This is a genomic window from Mycobacterium numidiamassiliense, assembly GCF_900157365.1.
GTDB classification, from domain to species: Bacteria; Actinomycetota; Actinomycetes; order Mycobacteriales; family Mycobacteriaceae; genus Mycobacterium; species Mycobacterium numidiamassiliense.
In genome coordinates, this window is the sequence record NZ_FUEZ01000003.1 from 128244 (window position 1) to 152895 (window position 24652).

Sequence of the window (24652 nt, forward strand, 5' to 3'; positions counted from 1 at the left end):
TCACCTCTAAAGAAGCGTCGACCAGTAGTCCCAGAACCGCACCATGATCAGCAGAAACACGGTGGTAAACCACAACGCCACGATCGACCATCGCCATTGAAAAAGCACCCGGACCAGCGCGCCCGAGTCGTCCAGCGATCCGCGGAGCACGATCGACAACACCACCACCAGCAGGGTGACGGTGACCGCCCACACCACCATGCAATAGGGGCACAGCGCACCGATCCGGTACAGGCTCTGAAAGATCAGCCAATGCACCAACACCGCGCCGCTCAGGATCCCGACCGCCAAACCAATCCAAAACCATTGGGGCAAAGACACTTTCGCGACCGCCAGCACGCCGGCCACGACGACCACGGTGAAACCCGCGATACCCAGCAGCGGGTTGGGGAAGCCGAACGCCGACGCCTGCGGTGTGACCATCACCGAGCCGCACGACAGGATCGGATTGATATTGCAGGACGGCACGTACGACGGGTTGGCCAAGAGATCGATCTTCTCCACCGTCAGCGTCGCCGATGAGACAAGCCCGATTACACCGGCGATCAGCAGCCACCACGCGCTCGGCGCGGGTACCCGCGCGTCACCGGGTGGCACTGACACCGCGACCGTCACGAAGCCGCGGGAGCGACAGCGGTGTCGATTCCTGGTACATCGCCGACGATGCTTTTGATCTTGGCGACCAACGCGTCGGGCGTCGACGGGTCATAGTTTTCGCCGTTGATCTTGATCGTCGGGGTTGCGGTGATGCCCGCGGCCGCGGCCTCGCCGGTGACCTTGGAGAGGTACTTCCCGCTGTTGACGCAGTCCGGGACCTTGCCCACGACGCCGGCCTGGCGGGCGATCTCTATCAATTTCGCGTTGTCGGGGAAACTGGTGCCCCGTTCGTCGGGCTGGATGCCGGTGGAGAACAGCGCGGTGTGGAAGCGGCGGAACGCGTCGTTGGACTCGTCGGCGACGCACAGGGCCGCCGCGCCCGCCCGTGATGAGTAGTTCTGGCTCTTGGCGCTGTCGAGGATCGACACCATCGAGTAGTCGGCCGCGATGGCGCCGGCGTCGATCAGCTTGGACACCGTCGGCCCGAAGGTGCGCTCGAAATTGCCGCATGCCGGGCACAGGAAATCCTCGTAGAACGCGACGACGGCCTTGGGGTTGCTGGTGCCGGGCGCGGTGACGAGCTTGCTCGACGTCACCCGCACCGTGTCGCCCTGACCGGCGGCGCCGGACTTCTTGTCGTGATGCTGGGTCACGATGTAGAAGACCAGCGCGACCGCGAAGATCACGACGAACGCGGTGCCGCCGATCTGGACAAGTCGGCCGCCGGACTTACCGCCCGTGGACTTCAGGTCGAATCGCGCGGGTCGTTTAGGTTTGTCGGCCACAGGATCAGATTACCGGCGGCGCCGAGCCGGTAGATCAGGCCCGGCTCAGGTGGGCGCGCAACGCCGAAATCAGATCACTTGTCGCGGTGAGGCTGCCGCCGCCGAGCTGGAACAGGTTGGCGAAACCATGCGTCAGCGAACCCATCGTCCGCAGGTCCACCGCCGTCCCGGCGGCCTGCAGCGCCGCCGCGTAGTTCTGGCCCTCGTCGCGCAGCGGGTCAAAGCCCGCGACCGCGATCAACGCGGGCGCCAGCCCGGACAGGGAATCGGCCAGCAGCGGCGACACCCGCGGGTCTGCCGGGTCGATGCCCGTGCCCCCCAGATACAGCGCGTTGAACCAGTCGATGTCGTGCTTGGTCAACAGGAAACCCTGCGCGAATAGGCTCAGCGATCGGGTCTGCGCAGTGAAGTCCGTCCGCGGATAGATCAGCCACTGCAGCACGGGCGCAGGGCCACCGTCGTCGCGCGCCAGCTGGGAGACGACGGCAGCCAGGTTGCCGCCGGCGCTGTCACCGCCGACGGCGACGCGCCCTGGCGTGGCGCCGAGTTCACCGGCGTGCTCGCAGGCCCACTTGAACGCCGCGTAGGCATCCTCGACCGCGGCCGGCGCCGGATGCTCGGGAGCCAGCCGATAGCCGATCGACAACACTTGGATGCCGGCGTCCCGGCAGGTCAAGCGGCACAGCGTGTCGGTGGTGTCCAGGTCGCCGAGCACCCAGCCGCCGCCGTGAAAGAAGACCAGCACGTCGGTGGCCTCGCCACCGAGCGGGCGGTAGTGGCGCGCCGCGATCGGTCCGGCCGGCCCCGGCAGCGTGAGGTTGTTGACCCCGACGTGGATCTGCGGGCCGGGAAATTTCACCAGGTTGTTGCGCATCTGCGCGCGCGACGCCGCCACGTCGCCGTCGACGGCCAGGCCGTCGATGTCGGCGAGCCGCAGACCCGAGAGCATCAGTTGCAGCGTGGGGTCCAGGGTGTTGCCGTCGATGATCACCGAACGACCACGGAACAACGCCCGCTTTGCCGGCGCCGGGATCCACGGAATGACCTTGACGCCGACGTTGGTGACCGCGCCGTGGACGAGCCCAGCCCAGCGCGGCGGCGGGCGTTTCGCCCCGCGCTGCAGGCGCGGCGCGCCTGGCAGACTCTGTGTCATGGCAGCCCCCTTAGTCACCCTGAACGACGGCAATTCGATTCCCGCCGTCGGACTCGGAGTCTTCAAGGTCGCGCCGGCGGACACCCAGCAGGCGGTGAGTGCCGCGCTGCGCGCCGGGTACCGGCATATCGACACCGCCGCGGCCTACCGCAATGAACGGGAAACCGGGCGTGCGGTTGCCGAGTCCGACGTGCCGCGCGAACAACTTTACGTGGTGACCAAGCTGGCCAACCCGGACCAGGGGTACGACAGCACGCTGACGGCATTCGATGCCAGCATGAACCGGCTCGGGTTCGACTACCTGGACCTCTACTTGATCCACTGGCCGCAGCCCGACCTCGGCAAGTTCGTCGACACCTTCAAAGCCTTTGCCCACCTGCGCGATCAGGGCCGGATCCGGTCGATCGGCGTCAGCAATTTCGAGCCCGAACATCTCACGGTGCTCGTCGACGCCACCGGCATCGTTCCGGCCGTCAACCAGATCGAGCTGCACCCGCTATTCCCCCAGACGGAGCTGCGCGAGGTGCACGCACAACGCGGCATCGCGACCGAGGCATGGGCGCCGCTGGGGCGCGGCGCGCTACTGGATCACCCCACGGTTGCCCGCGTCGCGAAGGACTCTGGGCGGACACCGGCCCAGGTGCTGCTCCGGTGGCATCTACAGCTCGGTAATATCGTGATCCCCAAGTCAGTGAACCCCACCAGGATTGCGAGCAACTTCGACGTGTTCGATTTCGAACTCAGCGCCGATCAGATGGCGGCGATCGCCTCACTCGACGATGGCACCCGGCTTGGTCCGAATCCGCGCACTTTCACTTACACAGGCAGGTGAATCACGGTGACTGGCGAATCGGGCTCCGCCGTACCCTCGATAACTCTCAATGACGAAAACACGATGCCGGTGCTTGGCCTCGGCGTCGCGGATTTGTCGGAAGACGAGACCGAGCGCGCCGTCTCGTCGGCGCTGGAGATCGGCTGCCGGCTGATCGACACAGCCGCGGCGTATGGCAACGAGGCCGCGGTCGGCCGCGCTATCGCCGCCTCCGGAATTCCGCGCGCCGAGTTGTTCGTCACCACCAAGCTGGCCACTGCCGACCAGGGCTTGACGAGTTCCCAGGGTGCCTGCGCCGCCAGCTTAGAGCGGCTCGGCCTGGACTACGTCGACCTCTATCTGATTCACTGGCCGGCCGCGTCGCTGGGCAATTACGTGGACTCCTTCGGCGGCCTTCTTCAGCTTCATCGCGAGGGGCTCGCCCGCTCGATCGGTGTCTCCAACTTCACCGAGGAGCACCTGTCGATGGTCATCGACCTGGTTTTCACGACGCCGGCGGTCAATCAGATCGAGCTGCATCCGCTGCTCAACCAGACCGAGATGCGCAAGACGAACGCGCAGCACAATGTCGTGACGCAGTCCTACACGCCGCTGGCGCTGGGCAGATTGAACGACAACCCGACGGTGACCTCGGTCGCCGGCGAATACGGCAAGACGCCATCGCAGGTGCTGCTGCGGTGGAACCTGCAACTCGGCAACGCGGTGATCTTCCGGTCGGCCTCGGCCGAGCACATCGCCGGCAACCTGGACGTGTTCGACTTCGAGTTGGCCGCCGATCACATGGACGCGATCAACGCACTCAACGACGGCACCCGGTTACGCCCCGACCCCGATACCTACGAGGGCACCTAGCCCGCCGGGCAGGTGGCCGCCGCCTGCCGCAGTGCACCGGCCGACGCCTGCTCTACCGGCAGCTGATATCCGCGCAGCACGGCGATGAACTGCATGGCGTACTGACAATCGAATGCCCTGTTGGGTGGCATCCACAAAGCCGGCGGTGAATCGCCCTTGTCCTGGTTGGCCTGACCCTCGACGGCCAGCAGGTTGGCAGGATCGTTGGCGAATCGCATCCGCTCGGGAACCGTCCAGCCGTACGCCCCCATATCCCATGCGTAGGCGAGCGGGACGATGTGGTCGATCTGCACGGCTTCGCCGACCTTGGCGCCGCGCTGGAAGACGATGGTGGTGTTGGTGTACGGGTCATGCAGGGTTCCGGTGGCCACCGCGTTCGGGCAGCGCTTGATCGACACAAACGTCTTGTCGACCAGATCGCGGTTCAGGATGTCGTCGCGGGTGTCGCACCCGTTGTGTCCGCCCGGGGCGTCGTTGTCGTCGTCCCACGCATCCCCATAGGCCGATCGGTGGTAGTCGTAGCGGCGAATTCGCAGCGGCAGCACCGTGATACCGGCCAGCACGTCGGCGCCGGGTTGCACCGTGGGCACGTCGGCGCGAGCCCTGACTTCGGCCCGCTTGGCCGCCGTCGATCCCAGCGTCTGGTAGGCGACCAGCACCGTGAGCACGGCCGCCGCCGACAACCACAGCAGGACTTTGCGGTTCACAGGTGTGCCACTCCTCCTCACCGCTTCGTCCCCCTTGCCGCCGCGCGGCTGGCGGTGCCCCCACTGCATCGTCGGTGGCACGTCACGACTTGTCCAGGTATTCGATGCGGTCGGTGTTGGTGAATCGTGCCGCCAATAACGCCAATCCGGGGTGCAGACCCGCATCCGAGTACGCCTCGGTGCAGAACTCCCGGGCGGCCTCGATGAATACCAGGTGATCGGCCAGCGACAGTAGCCGCAGGGTGATTGCCTTACCGGACTGGTTGCGGCCCAGCACATCTCCTTCGCGGCGCTCTTTGAGATCCAGCTCGGAAAGGGCGAAACCGTCCAGCGTCCCCGCGACGGCGGTCAGCCGCCGGCCGGCAGGCGATCCCGGCGAGCTCCAGCTGGCGAGCAGGCACAAGCTCGCATGCTCGCCGCGACCGATCCGGCCGCGCAGCTGATGCAGCTGGCTGATGCCGAATCGGTCGGCGTCCATCACCAGCATGACCGTGCCGTTGGGGACGTCGACCCCGACCTCAATGACGGTGGTGCACACCAGCACATCGGTGTCGCCGCTGCGAAAAGCGGTCATCGCGGCGTCCTTCTCGTCGGCGGTCAACCGCCCATGCATGAGCCCCAGCCGCAACGTCGCCAGCTCATCGGAGCGCAGCCTTTCGAAGAGCCCGACGGCGGTCTCGGTCGGTCGCGCGGCCTCCTCGCCCGTGGGCGCCTCGTCGCTGTCATCGATACGGGGCGCGACCACATAGGCTTGCCGGCCGGCCGAAACCTCCTCCACGATGCGCTCCCAGGCGCGGTCCAGCCAGGCGGGCTTGTCGCGTACGAAGATGACGTTGGTGGTGATCGGCTGGCGTCCGCGCGGCAGCTCGCGCAGCGTCGAGGTTTCCAGGTCACCGTAGACGGTCAACGCGACAGTGCGGGGAATCGGCGTCGCCGTCATCACCAGCAGATGCGGGGTGATCCCGGCAGGGGCCTTGGCGCGCAACTGATCTCGTTGCTCTACACCGAATCGGTGCTGCTCGTCGACCACGACCATGCCCAGGTTGGCGAATTCCACCGAGTCTTGCAGCAGCGCGTGCGTGCCGATGACGATGCCGACCTGACCGCTGACAATCTCGGCGCGAACTTGCTTCTTCTGCGCCGCCGACATCGAGCCGGTGAGCAGCACCGCCCGGGTAGCGTCGTCGGCCCCGCCCAGCTGACCGGCCATCGCCAACGGACCGAGCACGTCGCAGATGGACCGCAGATGTTGTGCGGCAAGGACTTCCGTCGGCGCCAATAGCGCGCACTGGTAGCCCGCGTCGACCATCTGCAGCATCGCCAGGACCGCTACGATCGTCTTGCCCGAGCCGACCTCACCTTGCAGCAGCCGGTTCATCGGGCGATTTGCCGCGAGCCCTTCGGCGAGCACGTCGAGTGTCTCGCGCTGCCCCGCGGTCAGATCGAATGGCAAGCGCCGCAACAGTTCCGCGGCCAGCCCGTCGGGCCGCCGCGGCGCAGGCGGACCCGATTGCGACAACTCGCCGTGCCGACGAGATACCAGTGCCCATTGCAGGCCGACGGCTTCGTCGAAGGTCAATCGCTCGCGCGCGCGACGACGCACCGTCTCGTCCTCGGCCAGATGAATGGCGCGCAGTGCCTCGTCTTCGGACATCAGGTCGCGGTCGGCGAGGAGTTCGTCGGGCAGCGGGTCGGTGACCGGGTCGAGGACGTCGAGCACTTGGCGCACGCAGGCGAAGATGTCCCAGCTCTGCAGTTTGGTGCTGGCCGGATAGATCGGGAAGAAGCGGCGTTCGAACGCCGACATCAACACCTCACCGCTGACGGCCTGCGAGGTGTCGGCGATGGTTTTGAGCGACTTGCTGCCGCGGTTGCGTCCGCCCGGCGAGTCGAGGATGAGAAAGTCCGGGTGCGTCAGCTGCATGACGTTCTTGAAGTATCCGACTTCGCCGGAGAGCATCACCCGCGTGTCCTTGGTGAGGTCCTTGCTGAGGTAGTCCGCGTTGAAGAACGTCGCGGTCACCTTGCTGCGACCGGAGCCCACGGTGATGCGCAGGCATTTGCGCCTCGGGTTCTTCTTCATCGGAAACGAGTGCGTATCGGTGATGGTGTCGACGAGGGTGATGTGCTGGCCCTCGTCGGGCCGCTCATCGTCGGCATCCCATTTTGTGGCGCCCTCGGTATAACTGCGCGGGTAGTGGCGCAGCAGGTCGTCGACGGTCTGGATGCCGAAGAGGTCGTCGAGTAGCTCGGCCGCCTTGGCGCCGACGATGAGGTCCAGCCGGTCGGACAGCGACACCACGGCTACTCGACCCCGATCAGCAGCGCGTCACCGCGATGGCCGGTCAGGTAGATCACCAGCTCGGTCCCCGGATGATTGTCGTGCACGTGCTCACCCAGGATGTCGCTGACCGCGGTGGCTGAAATGTCCGAGGCGTCGGCCAGGACGTCGGCACCGATCAGCACCGTCACCAGATCGCCGCCGGATGCCACCAGCAGATCGATCAGCCCGATCGCCGCGGCGGCCGCGTCGGCGGCCACGATCAGCACCTCGTCACCCGCGATGCCCAGGCCGTCGCCCGGCTGACAGCGACCGGCCCAGGTCAGTGCGCTCTCGGTGGCAATGCGCACCGATCCATGCCGGGCTGCGCCGGCGGCGCGGGCCATGGTGTAGCCGTCGTCGACGGCGTGGGCGCCCGGTTCGTGCACGGCCAGCGCCGCCAGCCCCTGCACCATCGACTCCGTCGGTATCGGCACCACGTCGATTCCCCAGCCGATGGCCGCGGTGCAGCCGGCCACCAACTCCTCGGCCGCCACGTAGCCGTTGGGCATCACCATCACCTGGGCGGCGCCGGTGTCGACGATGGCCCGCACCAGCCGGTGCGCGCTGATGCCGGAGGACGGGTCATGCGCCGGGGCGTGCGGTCGCAACACGCAGGCGCCCTCGCCGGCGAACAACTGGGCGGCGCCGTCCCCGTCGACGACGGCCAGCACGGCCCGTTCCCGGGTCCAGCTTCCGGCGGGCAGTCCGGCAGTGCCGGAATTCAAGGCCGAGATCACGATCCGGCTCGGTTGTCCGGCCATCAGCCCCGCTTCGACGGCGGCACCGGCGTCGTCGGCATGCACATGCACGGAGTAGCTGCCGGACGGCGCGGCGGCGATGGCCACCGATTCGCCCAGCGCCTCGAGCCGAACTCGCAGCAGATCCGCCGAGGCGGCATCGCAGCCGTCAAGCAGGTACATCACCTCGAACTGGGGAGGCGGCCGCTCGGCGACGGCCTCGGCCGGATGGGTGCGCGGGGAGAGTTCGTAGACCGTGCGGTCGGGCGTCTGGCCGGTGACCGTCGAGCGCAGCGCGTCGAGCAGCACCAGCAGGCCGCGACCGCCCGCGTCGACCGCACCGGCATCGGCGAGCACATCGAGCTGCTCGGTGGTCTTTTCCAGCGCGATCACGGCCGCGTCGCCCCCGGCGGTGATCGCGGCGGCCAGCCCGTCGGCGGCGCAGTCCTCAACGCCATCGGCGGCGGCCCGCAGGACCGAGACGATGGTCCCCGGGACCTCTTGCCCGCCCATCGAGGTGATGACCAGCTCGACGCCGCGCCGCAGGGCGGCCCCCAGCAGCGCGGCGTCCATCTGCGGCAACTCCCCGCCGGCTTTGGCGGCCGCGGTCGCGGTGACGTCGGCGATGCCGTGCAGGATCTGGGACAGGATCACGCCGGAATTGCCGCGGGCCCCGTTGAGCGCCCCGGCGGACAGCGCGGACGCCACCCGCGCGACGCAGCCGGAGCCGCCGTCCGCCCCGACTCCCGCGTTGGCCTCGGCCAGCGCGGAACGCATGGTGAACAGCATGTTCGCCCCGGTATCGGAGTCGGCGACCGGGAAGACGTTCAGGCGGTTGATTTCGTCGATGTGGGTGATCAGGTCGCTGACGGCGGTGTGCGCCCAATCCCGCAGGGCCGAGGCGTCCAGCACACGCACCGTCACCTACCTCCTCCGCACCGGCCGACCCATTGAGCCTAGCCAGCGGGCAGGACAGCCGCGGCTCAGCAGTTGATCGTGCGGCTGCTCCCAGGAAGTCCCCAGCTAACGGTTGTACACATTTTTCATGCCGATTTTTCGGGGGGTTACGCGCGGACGCTTGAGCTGCGCCGGTGCTGTCGCGGCTGTCGCGGCGACAAGCCTCGTCGGTTGTGGACACGGCGATAACAAGCCCTTTCCGGCCTACCAACGGGGCTACGACGCCGGCCAAGGCGGCACGGTCACGCGCTTGATAAAGCAGCAGGGCGAGCTACCGGTCATGGCATGCAGCGACAGCCTGAAGGCGGACAAGATCGGCAAGGGCTACAGCTTCGACGACGCTGCCGTCTACCGGCAGGGCTGCCTCGACGCCGTTCGTGACCGGGGTATCACCCCGACCGGGGGTTTCTGAGGGCTTTGCTCGGATCCCACAGCGCCGCGGCGCTTGTCCGGAACCGGCCAGCTACCCCGGGTCCGGCCCACCCAGAGCCTGGGGATGATCGCGCAAGAGGCGCTCCCATTCGAGCTTGAACCAGGGCGTGAAAGTCTCTGGCGCGCAAGCAATCTCGGCGCACAGTGCCTGCGGGGTGACATAGCGCCAGGCCGCGATCTCATGGACGTTCGCGCGCGGTCGCTCGGCACTGTGCCCGGCGTAGACCCAGCACAGCTCGTGCTCGGCGCCTTGTGAGTCGTACTGAGACTGGTATTGAAACTTGAATAGGAATTCCAGCTCTGCGCTCAGGCCGAGCTCCTCCTGCAAGCGACGGTGGACGGCGCCGTCCATCGTCTCTCCCAAGCGTGGATGCGAGCAGCAGGTATTCGACCAGTAACCCGGCCACAGGCGTTTGCTCTCCGCGCGCTGCTGCACGAGTAGTTCGCCGGCCGGACTGAACACGAACACCGAGAACGCGCGGTGCAGCGTTCCGCTGCCAAGGTGCGCGTCGGCCTTGGCCAGGTGGCCGATCTCGCGGTCATCACTGTCCACCAGAATGAGCTGCTCGTCGTCGCTGGAGACGACTCGGTTGTAGGACTCCTCGTTATTCAAGCTGCGCCCCATCTCGGGTGAATGAAACCAGCATGACAGGCGTCCCTGTTGAGCTTGGTGAGTTCGGCCCGAAGGTCTGCTGCGGTGGGAACGACGCCGCCCCACGGGGCAACCCGTTCGGCGGGGTTGACGCCTCGCAGAGAATCCCCCTTTTTACGACCTTTCTGCACGAAATTCACTACGATTTCGATGGTCTATCTCGCGCTGATTCACAGTTTCTGCGGCCGCATTGGCGCGCAGCTGAGAGGGGACCGATGAATATGGTCCGCACCTTGAGAGCGGGCACCGTCTGGAGCCGCGCGCGAGCACTGATCCTGGCCAGTCATCCGGTGCCGGTGCTGGCCATCACGGCCCTGACCACCGCCCTGGCTGCGCAGGCGGCACCGCATGGCATAGGGCCCGTACTGACCGGACCCGCCATGCTGGCCGGCCAGCTCTCGGTCGGCTGGTCCAACGACGCCTCGGGCGCGCCCAAGGACGCCGCCGCGGGCCGGACGCACAAGCCGGTTGCCGCCGGTGCCATCAGCGTGCGGGCGGCGTGGATCGCGGCCTTCGCGGCGCTGCTGGCCGCGCTGGCGATGTCGCTGGCCATCGGCGTGGCAACCGCGATCGTCCTGGCGGTGATCATCGGCGCAAACTGGGCCTACAACCTCGCCCTGAAGTCGACGCTGGCCGATGCCCTCATCCTCGTCCCCGCATTCGGCCTGTTACCCACGTACGCGGCGAGCACGCTGCCGGGTCACCCCATGGCGGCGTGGTACGCGATGGCAGGGGCGGCGCTGCTCGGCGTGGTAGGCCACTTCGCCATCGTGCTGCCCGGCATCGCCGGGGACCTTGCCACCGGCGTCAACGGCCTGGCGCAGCAGGTGGCCGCACGCTGGGGCGTCGGGACCATGCGCGGCGTCGTGCTGGTGCTGTTGCCGTTGCCGTCCGTGCTGCTATTGCTGGTCTCAAGCCGCCCGTGGGTCGCGCTGGCCGGGCTGGGCGCCTCCGTCCCGCTCGCAGTGATCGCCGCCCGCGGCACCGGCCGGGTGCCGCTCTGGGCCGTGATCGGCATCGGGGCTGTCGACGCCTTGGTGTTCAGCGTGGGCGGCTGCTCACTGACCTGAGATCGCCCCCTTGCCGGGCCGGCAGGATCGGCGTGTTTTGGTGGTTGCCCACAACAGTCGGTATCCTGGGACGGCCCAGGCCCACCTGGGCTGTCTCGGCCCCCGCGCGCCGGACCCCAAGAACATTTGAGGAGTTTGAACCATGGCCGCTGTGTGCGATATCTGCGGGAAAGGCCCCGGCTTCGGTAAGTCGGTGTCGCACTCTCACCGCCGCACCAGCCGCCGCTGGGATCCCAACGTTCAGACGGTGCACGTCGTGAACCGTCCGGGCGGCAACAAGAAGCGCGTCAACGTGTGCGCGTCCTGCATCAAAGCCGGCAAGGTCGTCCGCGGCTAGCGGACAATCAGGACCGTCTTTCCCGGACGCCGGCCCGGGCTCGGGCCACTCCTGCGACCGCTTTCGAAAGCTTCTCGGCCCCGGCCGAGCGGAAACGTCTGGGCAATTTCCACCCTTAGCCGCTTACCGTCGACGAGCGCCGCGAGCTCGGCGAGCTGAGCACGGTCGGCTGTGACGATGAAGAACACCGCCGTGACGCCGTATTCGTCGGCCTTGCCGGGCGGTGGTAGCGCCGACAGCGTGACCAGGCGCCCGCCGCGGCGCAATACCCCGAAAGACCTGTCCAGCGTCGGCCCGCCGACCGTGTAGATGACGACGTCGTAAGCGGCGCCGCCCGCGTCGAACGCCTCGGTGCGAACGTCGACGATCCGCTCGGCGCCAAAGGACCGCAGCAGCTCGGCGGCGTCGCTGCGCACGGTCGCGGTGACCCGCGCCCCGAGCATCACCGCCAATTGGACGGCGAGCGCGCCGACTCCCCCGGCCCCGCCGTGGATCAGCACCGACTCACCGCGTTGCACCGCGGCGTGGTCGACCAATGCCTGCAGGGCTGTCAGCCCGGCCAGCGGCAGCGTGGCGGCACCGGCATGCGACACCGTCGACGGCTTGGCGGCCACGTCGGGCGCGGGCACCGCGACGAAATCGGCCGCGGCGCCGTCGCGGTCGAACGGGATCAATCCATAGACGTCGTCGCCTGGTGTGAAATCCGTTACACCCGAACCTAATTCGGCTACCACGCCGGATACCTCATGCGACGGGATCATTGGAGTGCGACTGATTCCGTCGCGGGTCCAGGTCTCGTCCCAGGTCAACTCGTCGAACGTGATGGCCGCGGCGTGGACTTCGACGAGGACTTCGCCGGCCGCGGGCACCGGCACCGGCGCCCGTTCGACGACCAGCACCTCGGGCCCGCCCCGGCGGTGTGCCCGCAGGGCGGTCATCTCGCTCAGGGCAGCCGCCAATCGATGGGCTCGGCGCCCACCCCGGCGAGTATCTCGTTGGCCCGGCTGAACGGACGCGAACCGAAGAACCCGCGGGACGCGGACAGCGGTGAGGGGTGCGGCGACTCGATCGCCACGCAGTCACCCTCGGCCAGCATCGGTTTGAGCGTCGAGGCGTCGCGGCCCCACAGAATCGCCACCATCGGCTGCGACCGCGCGACCAGCGCGCGAATTGCGCACTCGGTGACCGCTTCCCAGCCCTTGCCCCGATGTGACGCCGGGTTGCTCGGGCGGACCGTGAGCACCCTGTTCAACAGCAGCACGCCGCGCTGGGCCCACGGAGTCAGGTCGCCACACGAGGGCGGCGGATAGCCCAGGTCGGCCGCATATTCATCGAAGATGTTGGCCAGGCTGCGGGGCAACGGACGCACCTCGGGAGCCACCGAAAAACTCAGGCCCACAGCGTGTCCCGGTGTCGGGTAAGGATCCTGGCCGACGATCAGCACACGCACGTCGTCGAACGGAAAGGTGAAGGCGCGCAAAACGTTTGGCCCGGCGGGCAGGTACTTGCGCCCGGCCGCGATCTCGTCTCGCAGAAACTGCCCCATCTGGGCGACCTGGTCGGCAACCGGCTCCAGCGCGGTCGCCCACCCCTGCTCGACGAGTTCCCCCAATGGACGCGCTGTCACGTGAGTTACCTTAAGCCACCTCAGCTTCCGAACGATTCCCAGCCCGCGTATCCCTGCCACTGCGCGCCGTCGACGAGCACCCGGGGCGGGCCGTCGAGCACGCGGCCGATCACCCGCCACCCGTCCGGCACCGCGCCGGCGAAACACGCCGCCAGGGCATGGTCTTCGCCCCCGCCCAGCACCCACGACCACGCGTCGGCGCCCGTTGCGCTGGCGGCCGCCGCCAGCGCGTCGTGGTCGACGGCCAGCCCCGCGGTGGACAGATCGATTCCCACGCCGGATGCCTCGGCGACATGACGCAGATCGGCGACCAGGCCGTCGGAGACATCGATCATCGCCTGCGCGCCCGCGGCCGCGGCCAGCGCGCCCGCGCCGTAGGGCGGCTGCGGCACCACATGACGGCGCCGCAGGTCGATGAACCCATTGATTTCCTTGTCCAGCAACGAATATCCCGCGGCTGAACGGCCCAGCTCCCCCGCGATAGCAAGGACCGAGCCGGGCTTCGCTCCCGACCGCAGCACGGGTGGTCGCCCGTCCAGCTCGCCCAGGACTGTCACCGATACCACCCACTGCGGGCAGCTGACCAGGTCGCCTCCGGCGATGCCGGCGCCGATGCGGCCTGCCTCGTCCCACATTCCGTCGGCCAGCGCGTCGATCTGGGCCACCGGCGTGTCGGGGGGCGCGCCGAAGCCGACGACGAAAGCCGAGACCCGCGCGCCCATCGCCTCGATGTCGGCGGCGTTCTGGGCGATCGCCTTGCGGCCGACGTCGTGCGGAGTCGACCAGTCCAGCCGGAAATGCCGGTCCTGCACCAGCATGTCGGTCGACACCACGGTCCGTCCGTCGCCGGTGGATACCACTGCGGCGTCGTCACCGGGGCCGAGCAGCACCGCGGCGGGCTGGCTGCGCCCGCGCACCAGGCGATCGATGACGGCGAACTCACCGACCTGCCGCAGCGTGGGTGACTCCCCGGATGCGCCTTTTCCCACGCCACCTCCTCCAGCGCCTGACGGCCGGTAAGTTGGGTTCCTGCCCGCGCGAGCAGACCGCGCCAGTGTATTTCAGGGGACGGTGATGGCCAGTTCGGATACTGAGGTGGGCGGGCCGCCGCGGGGCGTGATGATCGCGGCGATCGCCCTGGCCGTGGTGGCGATCGGGGTGGTGCTGGTGATCGCGGCCACTCGCCACGCGCCGCCCCACCCGGTGGCCATTCCCGACGTCGCGGCGCCGCAGGCCGCCGATCCCGCCTGCCGGGCGTTGATGGCCGCGCTGCCGCAGCGGCTCGGGGACTACGAGCGTGCGCCCCTCGCGCAGCCGGCGCCCGCGGGTACGGGCGCGTGGCGCGCCGGGCCGGACAGCGAGCCGGTGGTTTTGCGTTGCGGGCTCGAGCGACCGTCCGACTTCGTGGTGGGCGCCCCGATCCAAGTCGTCGATCGGGTGCAGTGGTTTCAGGTTGGGGCCCAACAATCCACCGGCGACGCGGGCCGCTCGACCTGGTACACCGTGGACCGGCCGGTCTATCTGGCGCTTACCCTGCCGCCGGGATCGGGCCCGACGCCGATCCAGCAGCTCTCCGAGGTGATCGATCACACCATCGCGGCGGCGCCGATCGACCCGGGGCCGCCGCGCTAGCGCAGGCCCACGCCACGAGCCAGGGCCGTCTCGACCATGGTCGCCAGCAGCGCGGGATAGTCGACGCCGCTGGCCGCCCACATCCTCGGGTACATCGAGATCGTGGTGAACCCGGGCATCGTGTTGATTTCGTTGATCACCGGCCCGTCCTCGGTGAGGAAGAAATCGACCCGGGCCAGGCCCTGGCAGTCAATGGCTTTGAATGCCCGGATCGCCAACTGCCGGACGGTGTGCGCGATTTCGTCGTCGACCTTGGCCGGCACGTCCAATTCGGCTGCCTCGTCCAGATATTTGGTCGCGAAGTCGTAGAACGAGTCCTCGCGCCCCCGCACGCCGGCGACCCGGATCTCGCCCAGGGTGCTGGCTTCGACTGTGCCGTCCGGCAATTCGAGCACTCCGCATTCCAGCTCGCGACCGCTGATCGCCGCCTCGATGATCACCTTCGGATCATGGCGCCGCGCGTTCTCGACGGCGTCGGGCAGCCGGTCCCAGCTCGTGACGCGGCTGACGCCGATCGACGAGCCGCCCCGGGCGGGCTTGACGAACACCGGCAGACCCAGTCGCTCGCGCTCCTCGGGATGCAACGTCGCCGACGAGGGCCGCAACACCGTGTGCTTGCCGACCGGAAGGCCCTCGGCGACGAGTAGCTTTTTGGTGAATTCCTTATCCATACCGGCGGCACTGGCCAACACGCCGGCCCCCACATAGGGCACGCCGGCCAATTCGAGCAGTCCCTGAATCGTGCCGTCCTCGCCGTAGGGACCGTGCAGTACGGGAAATACCACGTCGACCGAGGCCAGGACCTCACCGGCGCCGGGGTTCAGGGACACCAACTGGCCGCCGCGCCGCGGATCGGCCGGCAGCGCGAGTTCGGTTCCCGAACTGGCGGTCACCTGGGGTAACTGCCGGTCGGTGATCGCCAGCGCGTCCGGGTCGCCGTCGGTGAGCACCCAGCCGCCGTCGGGGGTGATGCCGATCGCGACCACCTCGAACCGCTGCGGGTCGAGGTTGCGCAGGATGCTTCCGGCGGACACACACGAGATGGCGTGTTCGTTGCTGCGCCCGCCGAAGACGACGGCAACCCGCACGCGGTCACCGGGTGACCCGGGTTGCCGGGCCGGCGTCTCGTTGGCGCTCACAACCTTCAGAGGCTACCGGTTGCGGGGCCGTCGGACCGGGTCGACGCTTCTAGCTGGGGTTTTACTACTCGGGTTTGGTGCTGCGGCCCAGCAACAAGGCCATCGCCTCGTCGACCGAAAGCCCACGGTGACAGACCCGGTGCACCGCTTCGGTGAGCGGCATCTCGACGTCATAGCTGGAGGCCAGCGCCAGCACCGATTCGCTCGACGTCACGCCCTCGACGACGTGCCCTTCCTTACCCTGCAACGCCGACTCCACCGTGACGCCGCGGCCCAGGTGTTCGCCCATCGAGCGATTGCGCGAACGCGGCGATGTGCAGGTGGCCACCAGGTCACCCACACCGGCCAGCCCGGCCAGCGTCGCGCCTTTGGCGCCGAGCGCGATCCCCAGCCGCATGATCTCCGCCAGGCCGCGGGTGATGATCGCGGCCGCGGTGTTTTCGCCGAGGCCGACGCCGGCCGCCATCCCGCAGGCCAGCGCGATGACGTTCTTGCAGGCCCCGCCCACCTCGGTGCCGACCACGTCGCTATTGGTGTACGGACGGAAGTACCCGCTGTTGAGCATCCGTTGCAGGGCGACCGCACGGCCCGAGTCGGTGCAGGCGACGACGGTGGCGGCGGGCTGGCACTCGGCGATCTCGCTGGCCAGGTTCGGTCCCGAGATGACCGCGACCTGGGTGGGGTCGACGCCGGTCACCTGCACAATGACCTGGCTCATCCGCATCAGGGTGCCCAGTTCGATGCCCTTGGCGGTGCTGACCAGCGTTGCGCCGTCCGCGATCAGGGGAGTCCAGTGCTCGAGGTTGGCCCGCATGGTCTGGGCCGGGACGGCCAGCAGCACCGACGTCGCACCGGCCAGCGCCTCGCCGGCGTCGGCGGTGGCGCGAATGCCCGGCGGCAGCAGGGTGCCGGGCAGGTAGGCCGGGTTGTACCGGGTGGTGTTGATCTGTTCGGCGACGTCAGAGCGCCGGGCCCAGAGCGTGACGTGTGCTTCCGGTCCCCCGGCGTCGACGAACACCTTGGCCAGCGCGGTGCCCCAGGCACCGGCGCCCATCACCGCAACCGTGGGTGCTGCGCTGGCCATCGTCTACTCCGCTCTGTCGTCGGCCGCTACACCCTAGAACAGCTCGGCCCCACCCGGCGCTGGCAGGATGGCCTCATGAGCGGCACACGCACCGACGGGGCGGACGACGGTGCAGGTGACGTGGCCTTGATCATCGCGGTCAAACGGCTCGCCGCCGCGAAGACCAGACTGGCCCCGGTGTTCTCGGCCCGGACCCGGGAGAAAGTGGTCCTCGCCATGTTGGTCGACACGCTGACCGCCGCGTCGGGCGTTGCGGCGGTGGGCTCGATCACCGTCATCACTCCCGACGACGACGCGGCAGCCGCGGCGGCCGGTCTTGGAGCCGGCGTGCTCGCCGATCCGACGCCCGAGGGGCATGCCGACCCACTGAACAACGCTATTGCCGTCGCCGAGCGCATGGTTGGCGAGTCATTCCCCAATACCGTTGTCCTGCAAGGTGATTTGCCCGCTTTGCAGACACAGGAGCTGGCCGAGGCAATCGCCGCGGCACGCCAGCACGAACGCAGCTTCGTCGCCGACCGGCTGGCGACGGGAACCGCCGCGCTGTGTGCGTTCGGCACCGCGCTGGATCCGGAGTTCGGCGTGGATTCGGCCGCGCGGCACCGTCGTTCGGGTGCGATCGAGCTGACCGGTGCGTGGCCGGGGCTGCGTTGTGATGTCGACACTCCGGCCGACCTGGCGGCCGCCCGCCGCCTCGGAGTCGGGGCCGCGACGGCGCGCGCTATCGCACCGCGTTAGCTGAAATCTCCCCATCAGCAAATCTGTCTGCGGGATGAACGCGATACCAACGGCGAATTGATCTCCCCCAGTCGCTAGCAGCGCAGCCGGTGATAAGCAATGATCTCAGGGTGACCGAAATCGAAGCTGAAGCACGCGTGGGAGAATCCGTATGGCAACACGGCGACTCGGCCCTAGCTGCGCCACCCGCCGCGACCCCCTCCGCGATCCAGGACGCCCTGCCCGAAGACCGTTACCTCAACCGGGAACTGAGCTGGCTGGACTTCAACTCGCGCGTGCTGGCGCTGGCCGCCGATACCTCCTTGCCATTGCTGGAGCGCGCCAAGTTCCTGGCGATCTTCGCCTCCAACCTCGACGAGTTCTACATGGTCCGCGTCGCCGGCCTGAAGCGCCGCGACGAGATGGGATTGTCGGTCCGCTCTGCAGACGGTCTGACGCCGCGCGAACAACTGGCCCGCATCGGTGAGCAGACGCAGCGCATCGCGACCCGGCACGCCCGCGAATTCCTCGATTCGGTGCGACCCGCACTGGCCGCCGAGGGCATCTACATCGTCACGTGGGCGGACCTGGATCAGGCTGAGCGCGACCAACTATCGACCTATTTCAACGAACAGGTCTTCCCCGTCCTGACACCGCTTGCCGTCGACCCGGCTCACCCGTTCCCGTTTGTGAGCGGGTTGAGCCTGAACCTGGCGGTCACGGTGCGCCAGCCCGAGGACGGCGCCACGCACTTCGCCCGGGTCAAGGTGCCCGACAACGTCAGTCGCTTCGTCGAACTCGACGGCCCCGTCGATGCGGAGGGCGCCGTAATCCGCTATCTGCCAACCGAAGAGCTGATCGCGGCCTTCCTTCCGGCGCTGTTCCCGGGCATGGAAATCGTCGAGCACCACGCGTTCCGGATTACCCGCAACGCCGACTACGAGGTCGAAGAGGACCGCGACGAGGACCTGCTGCAAGCGATGGAGCGGGAGTTGGCGCGCAGGCGGTTCGGTTCGCCGGTGCGGCTCGAGATCGCCGACGACATGACCGAGAGCATGCTGGAGCTGCTGCTGCGCGAGCTCGACGTGAATCCCAGCGACGTCATCGAGGTGCCGGGGCTGCTCGACCTGTCGTCGTTGTGGCAGATCTACGGCATCGACCGGCCGGCACTCAAGGATTGGACATTCGTTCCGGCCACCAATCCCGCCTTCGCCGACCGCGAAACACCCAAGAGCATTTTCGCGACACTGCGCGAAGGCGATGTGTTGCTTCATCATCCGTACGAATCGTTTTCGACCAGCGTGCAGCGGTTCATCGAGCAGGCTGCGGCCGACCCCAACGTGCTGGCGATCAAGCAGACGCTGTACCGGACATCCGGTGACTCGCCGATCGTTCGGGCGCTGATCGCCGCCGCCGAGGCTGGGAAACAGGTCGTGGCAATGGTGGAGATCAAGGCGCGCTTCGACGAGCAGGCCAACATCCGTTGGGCACGAACGCTTGAGCAAGCGGGCGTGCACGTGGTCTACGGATACGTCGGGCTCAAGACACACTGCAAGACCTGCTTGGTGGTGCGGCGCGAAGGCTCAACCATTCGGCGGTATTGCCACATCGGGACTGGCAACTACAACGGAAAGACCGCACGCCTTTACGAGGACGTCGGTCTGCTCACGGCATCTCCCGACATCGGCGCCGACCTGACGGACTTGTTCAATTCGCTGACCGGATATTCGCGCAAGGTCTCCTACCGCAATCTTCTGGTGGCCCCGCACAGCATTCGCAGCGGCATCATCGAACGCGTGGACCGCGAGATCGCCGCCCACCGCGAACACGGTGGCGGGCGGATCCGGATGAAGATGAACGCTCTGGTCGACGAGCAGGTCCTCGATGCGCTGTACCGCGCGTCGCAGGCCGGTGTCCAGGTCGAGATCGTGGTACGCGGTATCTGCGCGCTACGTCCGGGCGTCGAAGGCTTCTCGGAGAACATCACCGTCCGCTCGATCCTCGGCCGATACCTGGAGCACTCGCGGATCATGCACTTCAACAACATCAACGAGTTCTGGATCGGCAGCGCCGACATGATGCACCGCAACCTCGACCGGCGCGTAGAGGCGCTGGTTCAGGTCAAGGATCCCAAGCTGACCGCATACCTGCACGGCCTGTTCGAGTCCGCGCTCGATCCCTCGACGCGATGCTGGGAACTCGGGTCCGACGGGCAGTGGATCGCGTCGCCACGGGATGGCCACACCGTGCGCGATCATCAGGAATCTCTGATGGAGCGCCACCGCGGTAGCTGACGCGGTGTGGTAACTTTCCACGTCGCGCCCACGGCCCGGAACGACCCAGGCCCAATTGACCTGCAGGAGTGAGGTGTCGGGAAGCCGGATCGTCTACGCCGCAGGCGCGGTGTTGTGGCAACCAGGCAGTGCTGATTCGGCAGATCCGGAACTCGAAGTCGCTGTCATCCACCGCCCGCGGTACGACGATTGGTCGCTGCCCAAGGGCAAGGTGGATCCCGGCGAAACGGCACCGGTGGCCGCGGTACGCGAAGTGCTGGAGGAGACCGGACAACACTGCATCCTGGCCAGGCGGCTCGACACCGTCAGCTACCCAATCGACCAGGGCGTCAAAAAGGTGTACTACTGGGCGGCGCGCAGCCTCGGTGGGGAGTTCACACCGGGCAAGGAAGTCGACGAGCTCCTCTGGTTGCCCGTCGCCGCCGCGATGAAGAAGCTCGACTACGCACAAGATCGAAAAGTGTTGCGCCGCTTCACGAAACACCCAGCTGACACGCACACCGTATTGGTGGTCCGGCACGGTACCGCCGGTCGCAAATCACGCTTCAAAGGCGATGACACCAAACGGCCGCTGGACAAGAAGGGTCGCGCCCAGGCCGAAGCCCTGGTGCCACAGCTAATGGCCTTCGGCGCAACCGATGTGTACGCGGCCGACCGGCTCCGCTGTCACCAGACCGTCGAACCGCTCGCCGAAGAACTCGGCGTCACCATTCACAACGAGCCCGCCCTCACCGAGGAGTCCTACGCCAAGAACGCCAAGCGTGCTCGACACCGGGCCCTGGACATCGCCACCCATGACAACGGCACCCCGGTGATCTGCTCGCAGGGCAAGGTGATTCCGGACCTCATCGCGTGGTGGTGCGACCGCGATGGGGTGCGCCCGGACAAATCCCGCAACCACAAGGGCAGCACCTGGGTGCTGTCCTTATCGGGGGGCCGCCTGCTGGCGGCTGACCACGTCGGCGGCGCGCTGGCCGCCAACGTGCGGGCCTAGCACACGAAAACCCTTCGGGAGCAACGCTGCTTCCGAAGGGTATTCGCGTGTGGACTCGTACTGCCTTACTTGCGACCGCGCTTGGCCGGCGCCTTCTTGGCGGGGGCCTTCTTGACGGCCTTCTTGACAGGAGCCTTGGTCGCCGCCTTGCGCACGGGAGCCTTGGCCACAACCTTCTTCACGGCCTTGACCGCTTTCTTGACCGGAGCCTTCGTCGCGGCCTTCTTGGCGGGAGCCTTGGTCACGGCCTTCTTGGCGGGAGCCTTGGTCGCGGCCTTCTTGGCGGGGGCCTTGGTCGCGGCCTTCTTGACCGGAGCCTTCTTGGCCGGAGCCTTCTTCGCAACCTTCTTGGCTGCGCCTGCTGCAACAACACCACGCTTCACGGCGGGTCCTTCCGACGGGAGGCGCTGTGCGCCAGCGACAACCGCTTTGAATTGAGCACCCGGGCGGAACGCGGGGACGGACGTCGGCTTTACCTTCACCGTCTCACCGGTACGCGGGTTACGGGCCACACGCGCTGCGCGGCGCCGCTGTTCGAACACACCGAACCCGGTGATGGTCACGCTGTCGCCCTTGTGCACAGCGCGCACGATGGTGTCGACAACATTCTCGACGGCGGCGGTCGCCTGTCGACGGTCCGAGCCCAATTTCTGTGTGAGCACATCTATGAGCTCTGCTTTGTTCATCCAAACCCTCCGAAGCCAGTGGTCCCATTTTGGGAACCGACTAGCGAACACGGTAAACCCTTACCCAGCAAATTGCCAAGAGCCACGCGCAATTTCACGACACGCTGATTGGAAATTCGGCAATCCGGTTGCCGCCCTTGATCGGTGGGGCGGCCGCAAAATAAGACGAGCTACCTAAACCGCCGGGAGCGAAATTGCCGCCCCTATCGACCCGTCACTGGGTGGGCAGAGTTCGCGGTTTCCACCGCGGCCGCGTGGTCTCAAAAGTTTCGATCTCGCGGAGTTTCCGCAGCGTAAGGGCTATATCGTCGAGTCCTTCGAGAAGTCGCCAGGCGGTGTGATCGTCAATCTTGAACGGCAACACCGTCGTTCCGGCGGTGACATTTCGATCTTGAAGATTGGCAGTGATTTCCAGTCCTGGACTCTGCTCGATGAGCTTCCAAAGGAGTTCCACACCTTCTTGGCTGACTTCGGCCGCCAGCAGACCCGCCTTGCCCGCGTTCCCCCGGAAAATGTCACCAAAACGAGACGAGATGACTACCCGGAACCCGTAGTCCATCAGCGCCCAGACCGCATGCTCGCGTGACGATCCGGTGCCGAAGTCGGGTCCGGCGACCAGAACCGAGCCCCGGTCAAAGGGGCTGAGATTCAGCACGAATGAGGGATCCGAGCGCCACGTCGCAAACAAACCATCCTCGAAACCGGTTCGGGTGACCCGCTTCAAATACACCGCGGGGATGATCTGATCGGTATCGACATTGGAACGACGCAGCGGCACGCCAATGCCGGTGTGGGTGTGAAAGGCTTCCATGTTCGTCCTTAGTTAGGGAGTTTCAGTTCAAGTCGGCCGGGGAAGACAGAGTGCCGCGCACCGCAGTTGCCGCGGCGACGGCTGGTGAGACCAGGTGCGTGCGGCCGCCTTTGCCCTGCCGCCCTTCGAAGTTGCGGTTGGACGTCGCGGCGCAACGTTCCCCCGGCGCAAGCTGATCGGGGTTCATCCCCAGGCACATCGAGCAGCCGGCCTGCCGCCATTCGGCACCCGCGGTGATGAAAATCTCACCGAGCCCTTCGGCCTCGGCCTGCGCGCGCACCCGCATCGAGCCGGGCACGACCAGCATCCGAACCCCTTGGGCCACCGTGCGACCGCGCAAGATCTCGGCCACCACCCGCAGATCTTCGATACGACCGTTGGTACAAGACCCGACGAACACCGCATCGACGGCCAGATCGCGCATCGGCGTGCCGGGTCGAAGGTCCATGTACGCCAACGCTTTCTCGGCGGCCTGTCGTTCGTCGTCGTCGGTCATCATTTCGGGATCGGGCACCGCGGCGGCCAGCGGCACGCCCTGGCCGGGGTTAGTGCCCCAGGTGACGAACGGGCTCAGCGAGGCCGCGTCGAGAAAGACTTCGGTGTCGAAGACGGCGCCGTCGTCGGTGCGCAGCTGCTGCCAGTACCCGAGTGCCGCATCCCATTGCGCGCCCGTGGGCGCGTGCGGGCGACCGCGCAAATACTCGAACGTGGTCTCGTCCGGCGCCACCATGCCGGCCCGCGCGCCGGCTTCGATGCTCATATTGCAGACCGTCATCCGGCCCTCCATCGACAACGATTTGATGGCGCTGCCCCGGTATTCGATGACATGACCCTGGCCGCCGCCGGTGCCGATCTTGGCGATCAGCGCCAGGATGATGTCCTTGGCCGTCACGCCGTCGGGCAATTGCCCGTCGACATTGACCGCCATGGTTTTGAACGGCCGCAACGGCAGCGTCTGGGTGGCGAGCACATGCTCGACCTCCGAGGTGCCGATTCCCATTGCGATGGCGCCGAATGCGCCGTGCGTCGACGTGTGACTGTCGCCGCACACGATCGTCATCCCCGGCTGAGTGAGACCCAACTGCGGACCGACGACGTGAACGATGCCCTGCTCGATGTCGCCCATCGGATACAGCCCGACCCCGAATTCGGCGCAGTTGTGCCGCAGCGTTTCGACTTGGATGCGTGACACCGGGTCGGCGATCGGCTTGTCGATGTCGACGGTCGGCACGTTGTGGTCCTCAGTGGCCAGGGTCAGGTCGGTCCTGCGCACCGGCCGCCCGGCCAGCCGTAAGCCGTCGAACGCCTGCGGGCTGGTGACCTCATGCACCAGGTGCAGGTCGATGTAGATCAAGTCGGGTGCGCTGCCCTCACCGGAGACCACAACGTGGTCGTCCCAAACCTTCTCGGCCAGCGTGCGCGGCCTCTCGGCTGTCTTCGCCATCTCGAATCGCCTCGATTCAACTCGTTCGCGGCTCGCCGATCAGTCCAGACTGTGATCTCATGATGCGAGACGCTAGTATCTCTTTATGAGACAGCATAGCGGCATCGGCGTGCTCGACAAAGCCATGGAGGTGCTGCACACGGTCGCGGAATCGCCATGCGGATTAGCCGAACTGTGCGAGCGGACCGGTTTTCCGAGGGCAACCGCGTACCGGCTGGCCGCCGCCCTGGAAGTACACCGGATGCTGGGCCGCGACGAGGAGGGCCGCTGGCGGCTTGGACCCGCGGTCACCGAACTCGCGGCGCGCGTCAACGATCCGCTGCTCGCCGCCGGGGCTGCGGTGCTCCCCCAGCTGCGTGAGAGCACCGGCGAGAGCGTGCAGCTATACCGCCGCGAGGGCACCTCGCGGGTCTGTGTGGCCGCACTGGAACCGTCTGCGGGGCTTCGCGATACGGTTCCGGTCGGGGCGCGGTTGCCGATGACGGCGGGGTCGGGGGCCAAAGTCCTACTGGCCCATAGCGACGCTGCCACCCAGAAGGCGGTGCTGCCGGGCGCGAAATTCACCGACCGGACGCTGGCCGAGGTGCGCCGGCGGGGGTGGGCGCAAAGCGTCGCCGAGCGCGAGCCCGGGGTCGCGAGCGTGTCGGCGCCGGTGCGCGACGGTCGTGGTGTGGTGATCGCCGCGATCTCGGTATCGGGGCCCGTCGACCGCATCGGCCGCCGTCCCGGAGCGCGCTGGGCCGCCGACCTACTCTCGGCGTCCGAGGCAATAACCCGCCGGCTGTAAGCC

General features: G+C 67.4%; 25 protein-coding genes. 10 read left to right on the plus strand and 15 right to left on the minus strand.

What is annotated here, in order from left to right; all coding sequences use genetic code 11:
- Window positions 1-6 precede the first annotated feature (6 nt).
- Genes MNAB215_RS00300 through MNAB215_RS00310 form a run of 3 tightly spaced genes read right to left on the minus strand, consistent with a single transcriptional unit; the run spans window position 7 to window position 2535 of the window.
- Entirely contained in the window at window positions 7-603 is a 597-nt protein-coding gene (locus MNAB215_RS00300; protein ID WP_245830084.1) for a vitamin K epoxide reductase family protein, read from the minus strand.
- A gap of 8 nt (window positions 604-611) precedes the next feature.
- Complete coding sequence (locus tag MNAB215_RS00305) at window positions 612-1382, minus strand: DsbA family protein (protein WP_077076950.1); 771 nt, start codon at window positions 1380-1382, stop codon at window positions 612-614.
- 34 nt (window positions 1383-1416) lie between these two features.
- Window positions 1417-2535 (minus strand): alpha/beta hydrolase, encoded by a 1119-nt coding sequence (locus MNAB215_RS00310; RefSeq protein WP_077076951.1) that lies wholly within the window; start codon window positions 2533-2535, stop codon window positions 1417-1419.
- Between MNAB215_RS00310 and MNAB215_RS00315 the strand changes: the two genes are divergently transcribed.
- Window positions 2534-3367 (plus strand): aldo/keto reductase, encoded by an 834-nt coding sequence (locus tag MNAB215_RS00315; protein WP_077076952.1) that lies wholly within the window; start codon window positions 2534-2536, stop codon window positions 3365-3367. The genes MNAB215_RS00310 and MNAB215_RS00315 overlap by 2 nt on opposite strands.
- A 6-nt stretch (window positions 3368-3373) precedes the next feature.
- A complete protein-coding gene (locus tag MNAB215_RS00320) occupies window positions 3374-4219 on the plus strand; it encodes an aldo/keto reductase (RefSeq protein ID WP_165691508.1) in 846 nt (281 codons plus the stop codon).
- Here MNAB215_RS00320 and MNAB215_RS00325 read toward each other — a convergent pair.
- The 3 genes from MNAB215_RS00325 to MNAB215_RS00335 all read right to left on the minus strand — a co-directional run bounded on the left by MNAB215_RS00325 (window position 4216) and on the right by MNAB215_RS00335 (window position 8895).
- Window positions 4216-4926, minus strand: a complete 711-nt coding sequence (locus tag MNAB215_RS00325) for an HNH endonuclease family protein (protein ID WP_077076954.1) — start codon at window positions 4924-4926, stop codon at window positions 4216-4218. The two genes, MNAB215_RS00320 and MNAB215_RS00325, sit on opposite strands and share 4 nt — an antisense overlap.
- Before the next feature lie 82 nt (window positions 4927-5008).
- Window positions 5009-7228: an ATP-dependent DNA helicase RecG gene (gene recG, locus MNAB215_RS00330; protein WP_077076955.1), complete on the minus strand. Its 2220-nt coding sequence runs from the start codon at window positions 7226-7228 to the stop codon at window positions 5009-5011.
- A 2-nt stretch (window positions 7229-7230) separates the two neighbouring features.
- Window positions 7231-8895 (minus strand): DAK2 domain-containing protein, encoded by a 1665-nt coding sequence (locus tag MNAB215_RS00335; RefSeq protein WP_083746040.1) that lies wholly within the window; start codon window positions 8893-8895, stop codon window positions 7231-7233.
- 136 nt (window positions 8896-9031) lie between these two features.
- On the opposite strand from MNAB215_RS00335, the gene MNAB215_RS00340 reads away from it, so the two are divergent.
- The gene (locus tag MNAB215_RS00340) at window positions 9032-9355 is read left to right on the plus strand and encodes a hypothetical protein (protein WP_131829063.1); all 324 of its coding nucleotides are present in this window, start codon (window positions 9032-9034) and stop codon (window positions 9353-9355) included.
- Window positions 9356-9406: 51 nt separating this feature from the next.
- Here MNAB215_RS00340 and idi read toward each other — a convergent pair whose 3' ends face one another.
- Window positions 9407-10000 (minus strand): isopentenyl-diphosphate Delta-isomerase, encoded by a 594-nt coding sequence (idi, locus tag MNAB215_RS00345; protein WP_077076958.1) that lies wholly within the window; start codon window positions 9998-10000, stop codon window positions 9407-9409.
- A 260-nt stretch (window positions 10001-10260) separates the two neighbouring features.
- On the opposite strand from idi, the gene MNAB215_RS00350 reads away from it, so the two are divergent.
- Window positions 10261-11097: a UbiA family prenyltransferase gene (locus MNAB215_RS00350; protein ID WP_245830085.1), complete on the plus strand. Its 837-nt coding sequence runs from the start codon at window positions 10261-10263 to the stop codon at window positions 11095-11097.
- A gap of 142 nt (window positions 11098-11239) precedes the next feature.
- Window positions 11240-11434 carry a 50S ribosomal protein L28 gene (gene rpmB, locus MNAB215_RS00355; protein ID WP_077076959.1) on the plus strand — a complete coding sequence of 65 codons (195 nt, stop codon included), beginning with the start codon at window positions 11240-11242 and terminating at the stop codon, window positions 11432-11434.
- On the opposite strand, the gene MNAB215_RS00360 is transcribed toward rpmB, so the two are convergent.
- The 3 genes from MNAB215_RS00360 to MNAB215_RS00370 are packed head-to-tail and all read right to left on the minus strand — an operon-like array spanning window position 11431 to window position 14050.
- Window positions 11431-12372, minus strand: coding sequence for an NADP-dependent oxidoreductase (locus MNAB215_RS00360; protein ID WP_077076960.1), 942 nt, complete (start codon window positions 12370-12372; stop codon window positions 11431-11433). The two genes, rpmB and MNAB215_RS00360, sit on opposite strands and share 4 nt — an antisense overlap.
- Before the next feature lie 5 nt (window positions 12373-12377).
- Window positions 12378-13061: a uracil-DNA glycosylase gene (locus MNAB215_RS00365; RefSeq protein ID WP_077076961.1), complete on the minus strand. Its 684-nt coding sequence runs from the start codon at window positions 13059-13061 to the stop codon at window positions 12378-12380.
- A gap of 20 nt (window positions 13062-13081) precedes the next feature.
- On the minus strand, window positions 13082-14050 hold the full coding sequence (locus MNAB215_RS00370) for a thiamine-phosphate kinase (RefSeq protein ID WP_077076962.1): 969 nt from the start codon (window positions 14048-14050) through the stop codon (window positions 13082-13084).
- An 85-nt stretch (window positions 14051-14135) separates the two neighbouring features.
- Here MNAB215_RS00370 and MNAB215_RS00375 point away from each other — a divergent pair, with 85 nt between their 5' ends.
- Window positions 14136-14693, plus strand: a complete 558-nt coding sequence (locus MNAB215_RS00375; protein ID WP_077076963.1) for a DUF3515 domain-containing protein — start codon at window positions 14136-14138, stop codon at window positions 14691-14693.
- Here the strand turns inward: MNAB215_RS00375 and MNAB215_RS00380 are convergent.
- Both MNAB215_RS00380 and MNAB215_RS00385 read right to left on the minus strand, forming a co-directional pair.
- A complete protein-coding gene (locus MNAB215_RS00380) occupies window positions 14690-15832 on the minus strand; it encodes a D-alanine--D-alanine ligase family protein (RefSeq protein ID WP_077076964.1) in 1143 nt (380 codons plus the stop codon). The two genes, MNAB215_RS00375 and MNAB215_RS00380, sit on opposite strands and share 4 nt — an antisense overlap.
- A gap of 64 nt (window positions 15833-15896) precedes the next feature.
- A complete protein-coding gene (locus MNAB215_RS00385; protein WP_077076965.1) occupies window positions 15897-16916 on the minus strand; it encodes an NAD(P)H-dependent glycerol-3-phosphate dehydrogenase in 1020 nt (339 codons plus the stop codon).
- A gap of 75 nt (window positions 16917-16991) precedes the next feature.
- Here MNAB215_RS00385 and cofC point away from each other — a divergent pair, with 75 nt between their 5' ends.
- From cofC to mutT1, 3 genes are all read left to right on the plus strand, one after another.
- Complete coding sequence (gene cofC / locus MNAB215_RS00390) at window positions 16992-17654, plus strand: 2-phospho-L-lactate guanylyltransferase (RefSeq protein WP_077076966.1); 663 nt, start codon at window positions 16992-16994, stop codon at window positions 17652-17654.
- Between the two features lie 89 nt (window positions 17655-17743).
- Window positions 17744-19927, plus strand: a complete 2184-nt coding sequence (locus MNAB215_RS00395) for an RNA degradosome polyphosphate kinase (RefSeq protein WP_077076967.1) — start codon at window positions 17744-17746, stop codon at window positions 19925-19927.
- 73 nt (window positions 19928-20000) lie between these two features.
- A complete protein-coding gene (mutT1, locus tag MNAB215_RS00400) occupies window positions 20001-20921 on the plus strand; it encodes an 8-oxo-(d)GTP phosphatase MutT1 (RefSeq protein ID WP_245830086.1) in 921 nt (306 codons plus the stop codon).
- Between the two features lie 65 nt (window positions 20922-20986).
- On the opposite strand, the gene MNAB215_RS00405 is transcribed toward mutT1, so the two are convergent.
- The 3 genes from MNAB215_RS00405 to leuC form a co-directional block, all read right to left on the minus strand.
- Complete coding sequence (locus MNAB215_RS00405) at window positions 20987-21607, minus strand: HU family DNA-binding protein (RefSeq protein ID WP_077076969.1); 621 nt, start codon at window positions 21605-21607, stop codon at window positions 20987-20989.
- Window positions 21608-21821: 214 nt separating this feature from the next.
- Window positions 21822-22418 carry a 3-isopropylmalate dehydratase small subunit gene (leuD, locus tag MNAB215_RS00410; RefSeq protein ID WP_077076970.1) on the minus strand — a complete coding sequence of 199 codons (597 nt, stop codon included), beginning with the start codon at window positions 22416-22418 and terminating at the stop codon, window positions 21822-21824.
- Between the two features lie 22 nt (window positions 22419-22440).
- Window positions 22441-23862 (minus strand): 3-isopropylmalate dehydratase large subunit, encoded by a 1422-nt coding sequence (leuC, locus tag MNAB215_RS00415; protein WP_077076971.1) that lies wholly within the window; start codon window positions 23860-23862, stop codon window positions 22441-22443.
- An 85-nt stretch (window positions 23863-23947) separates the two neighbouring features.
- Here leuC and MNAB215_RS00420 point away from each other — a divergent pair, with 85 nt between their 5' ends.
- The gene (locus MNAB215_RS00420) at window positions 23948-24649 is read left to right on the plus strand and encodes an IclR family transcriptional regulator (RefSeq protein ID WP_077076972.1); all 702 of its coding nucleotides are present in this window, start codon (window positions 23948-23950) and stop codon (window positions 24647-24649) included.
- The last annotated feature ends 3 nt before the right edge of the window (window positions 24650-24652 follow it).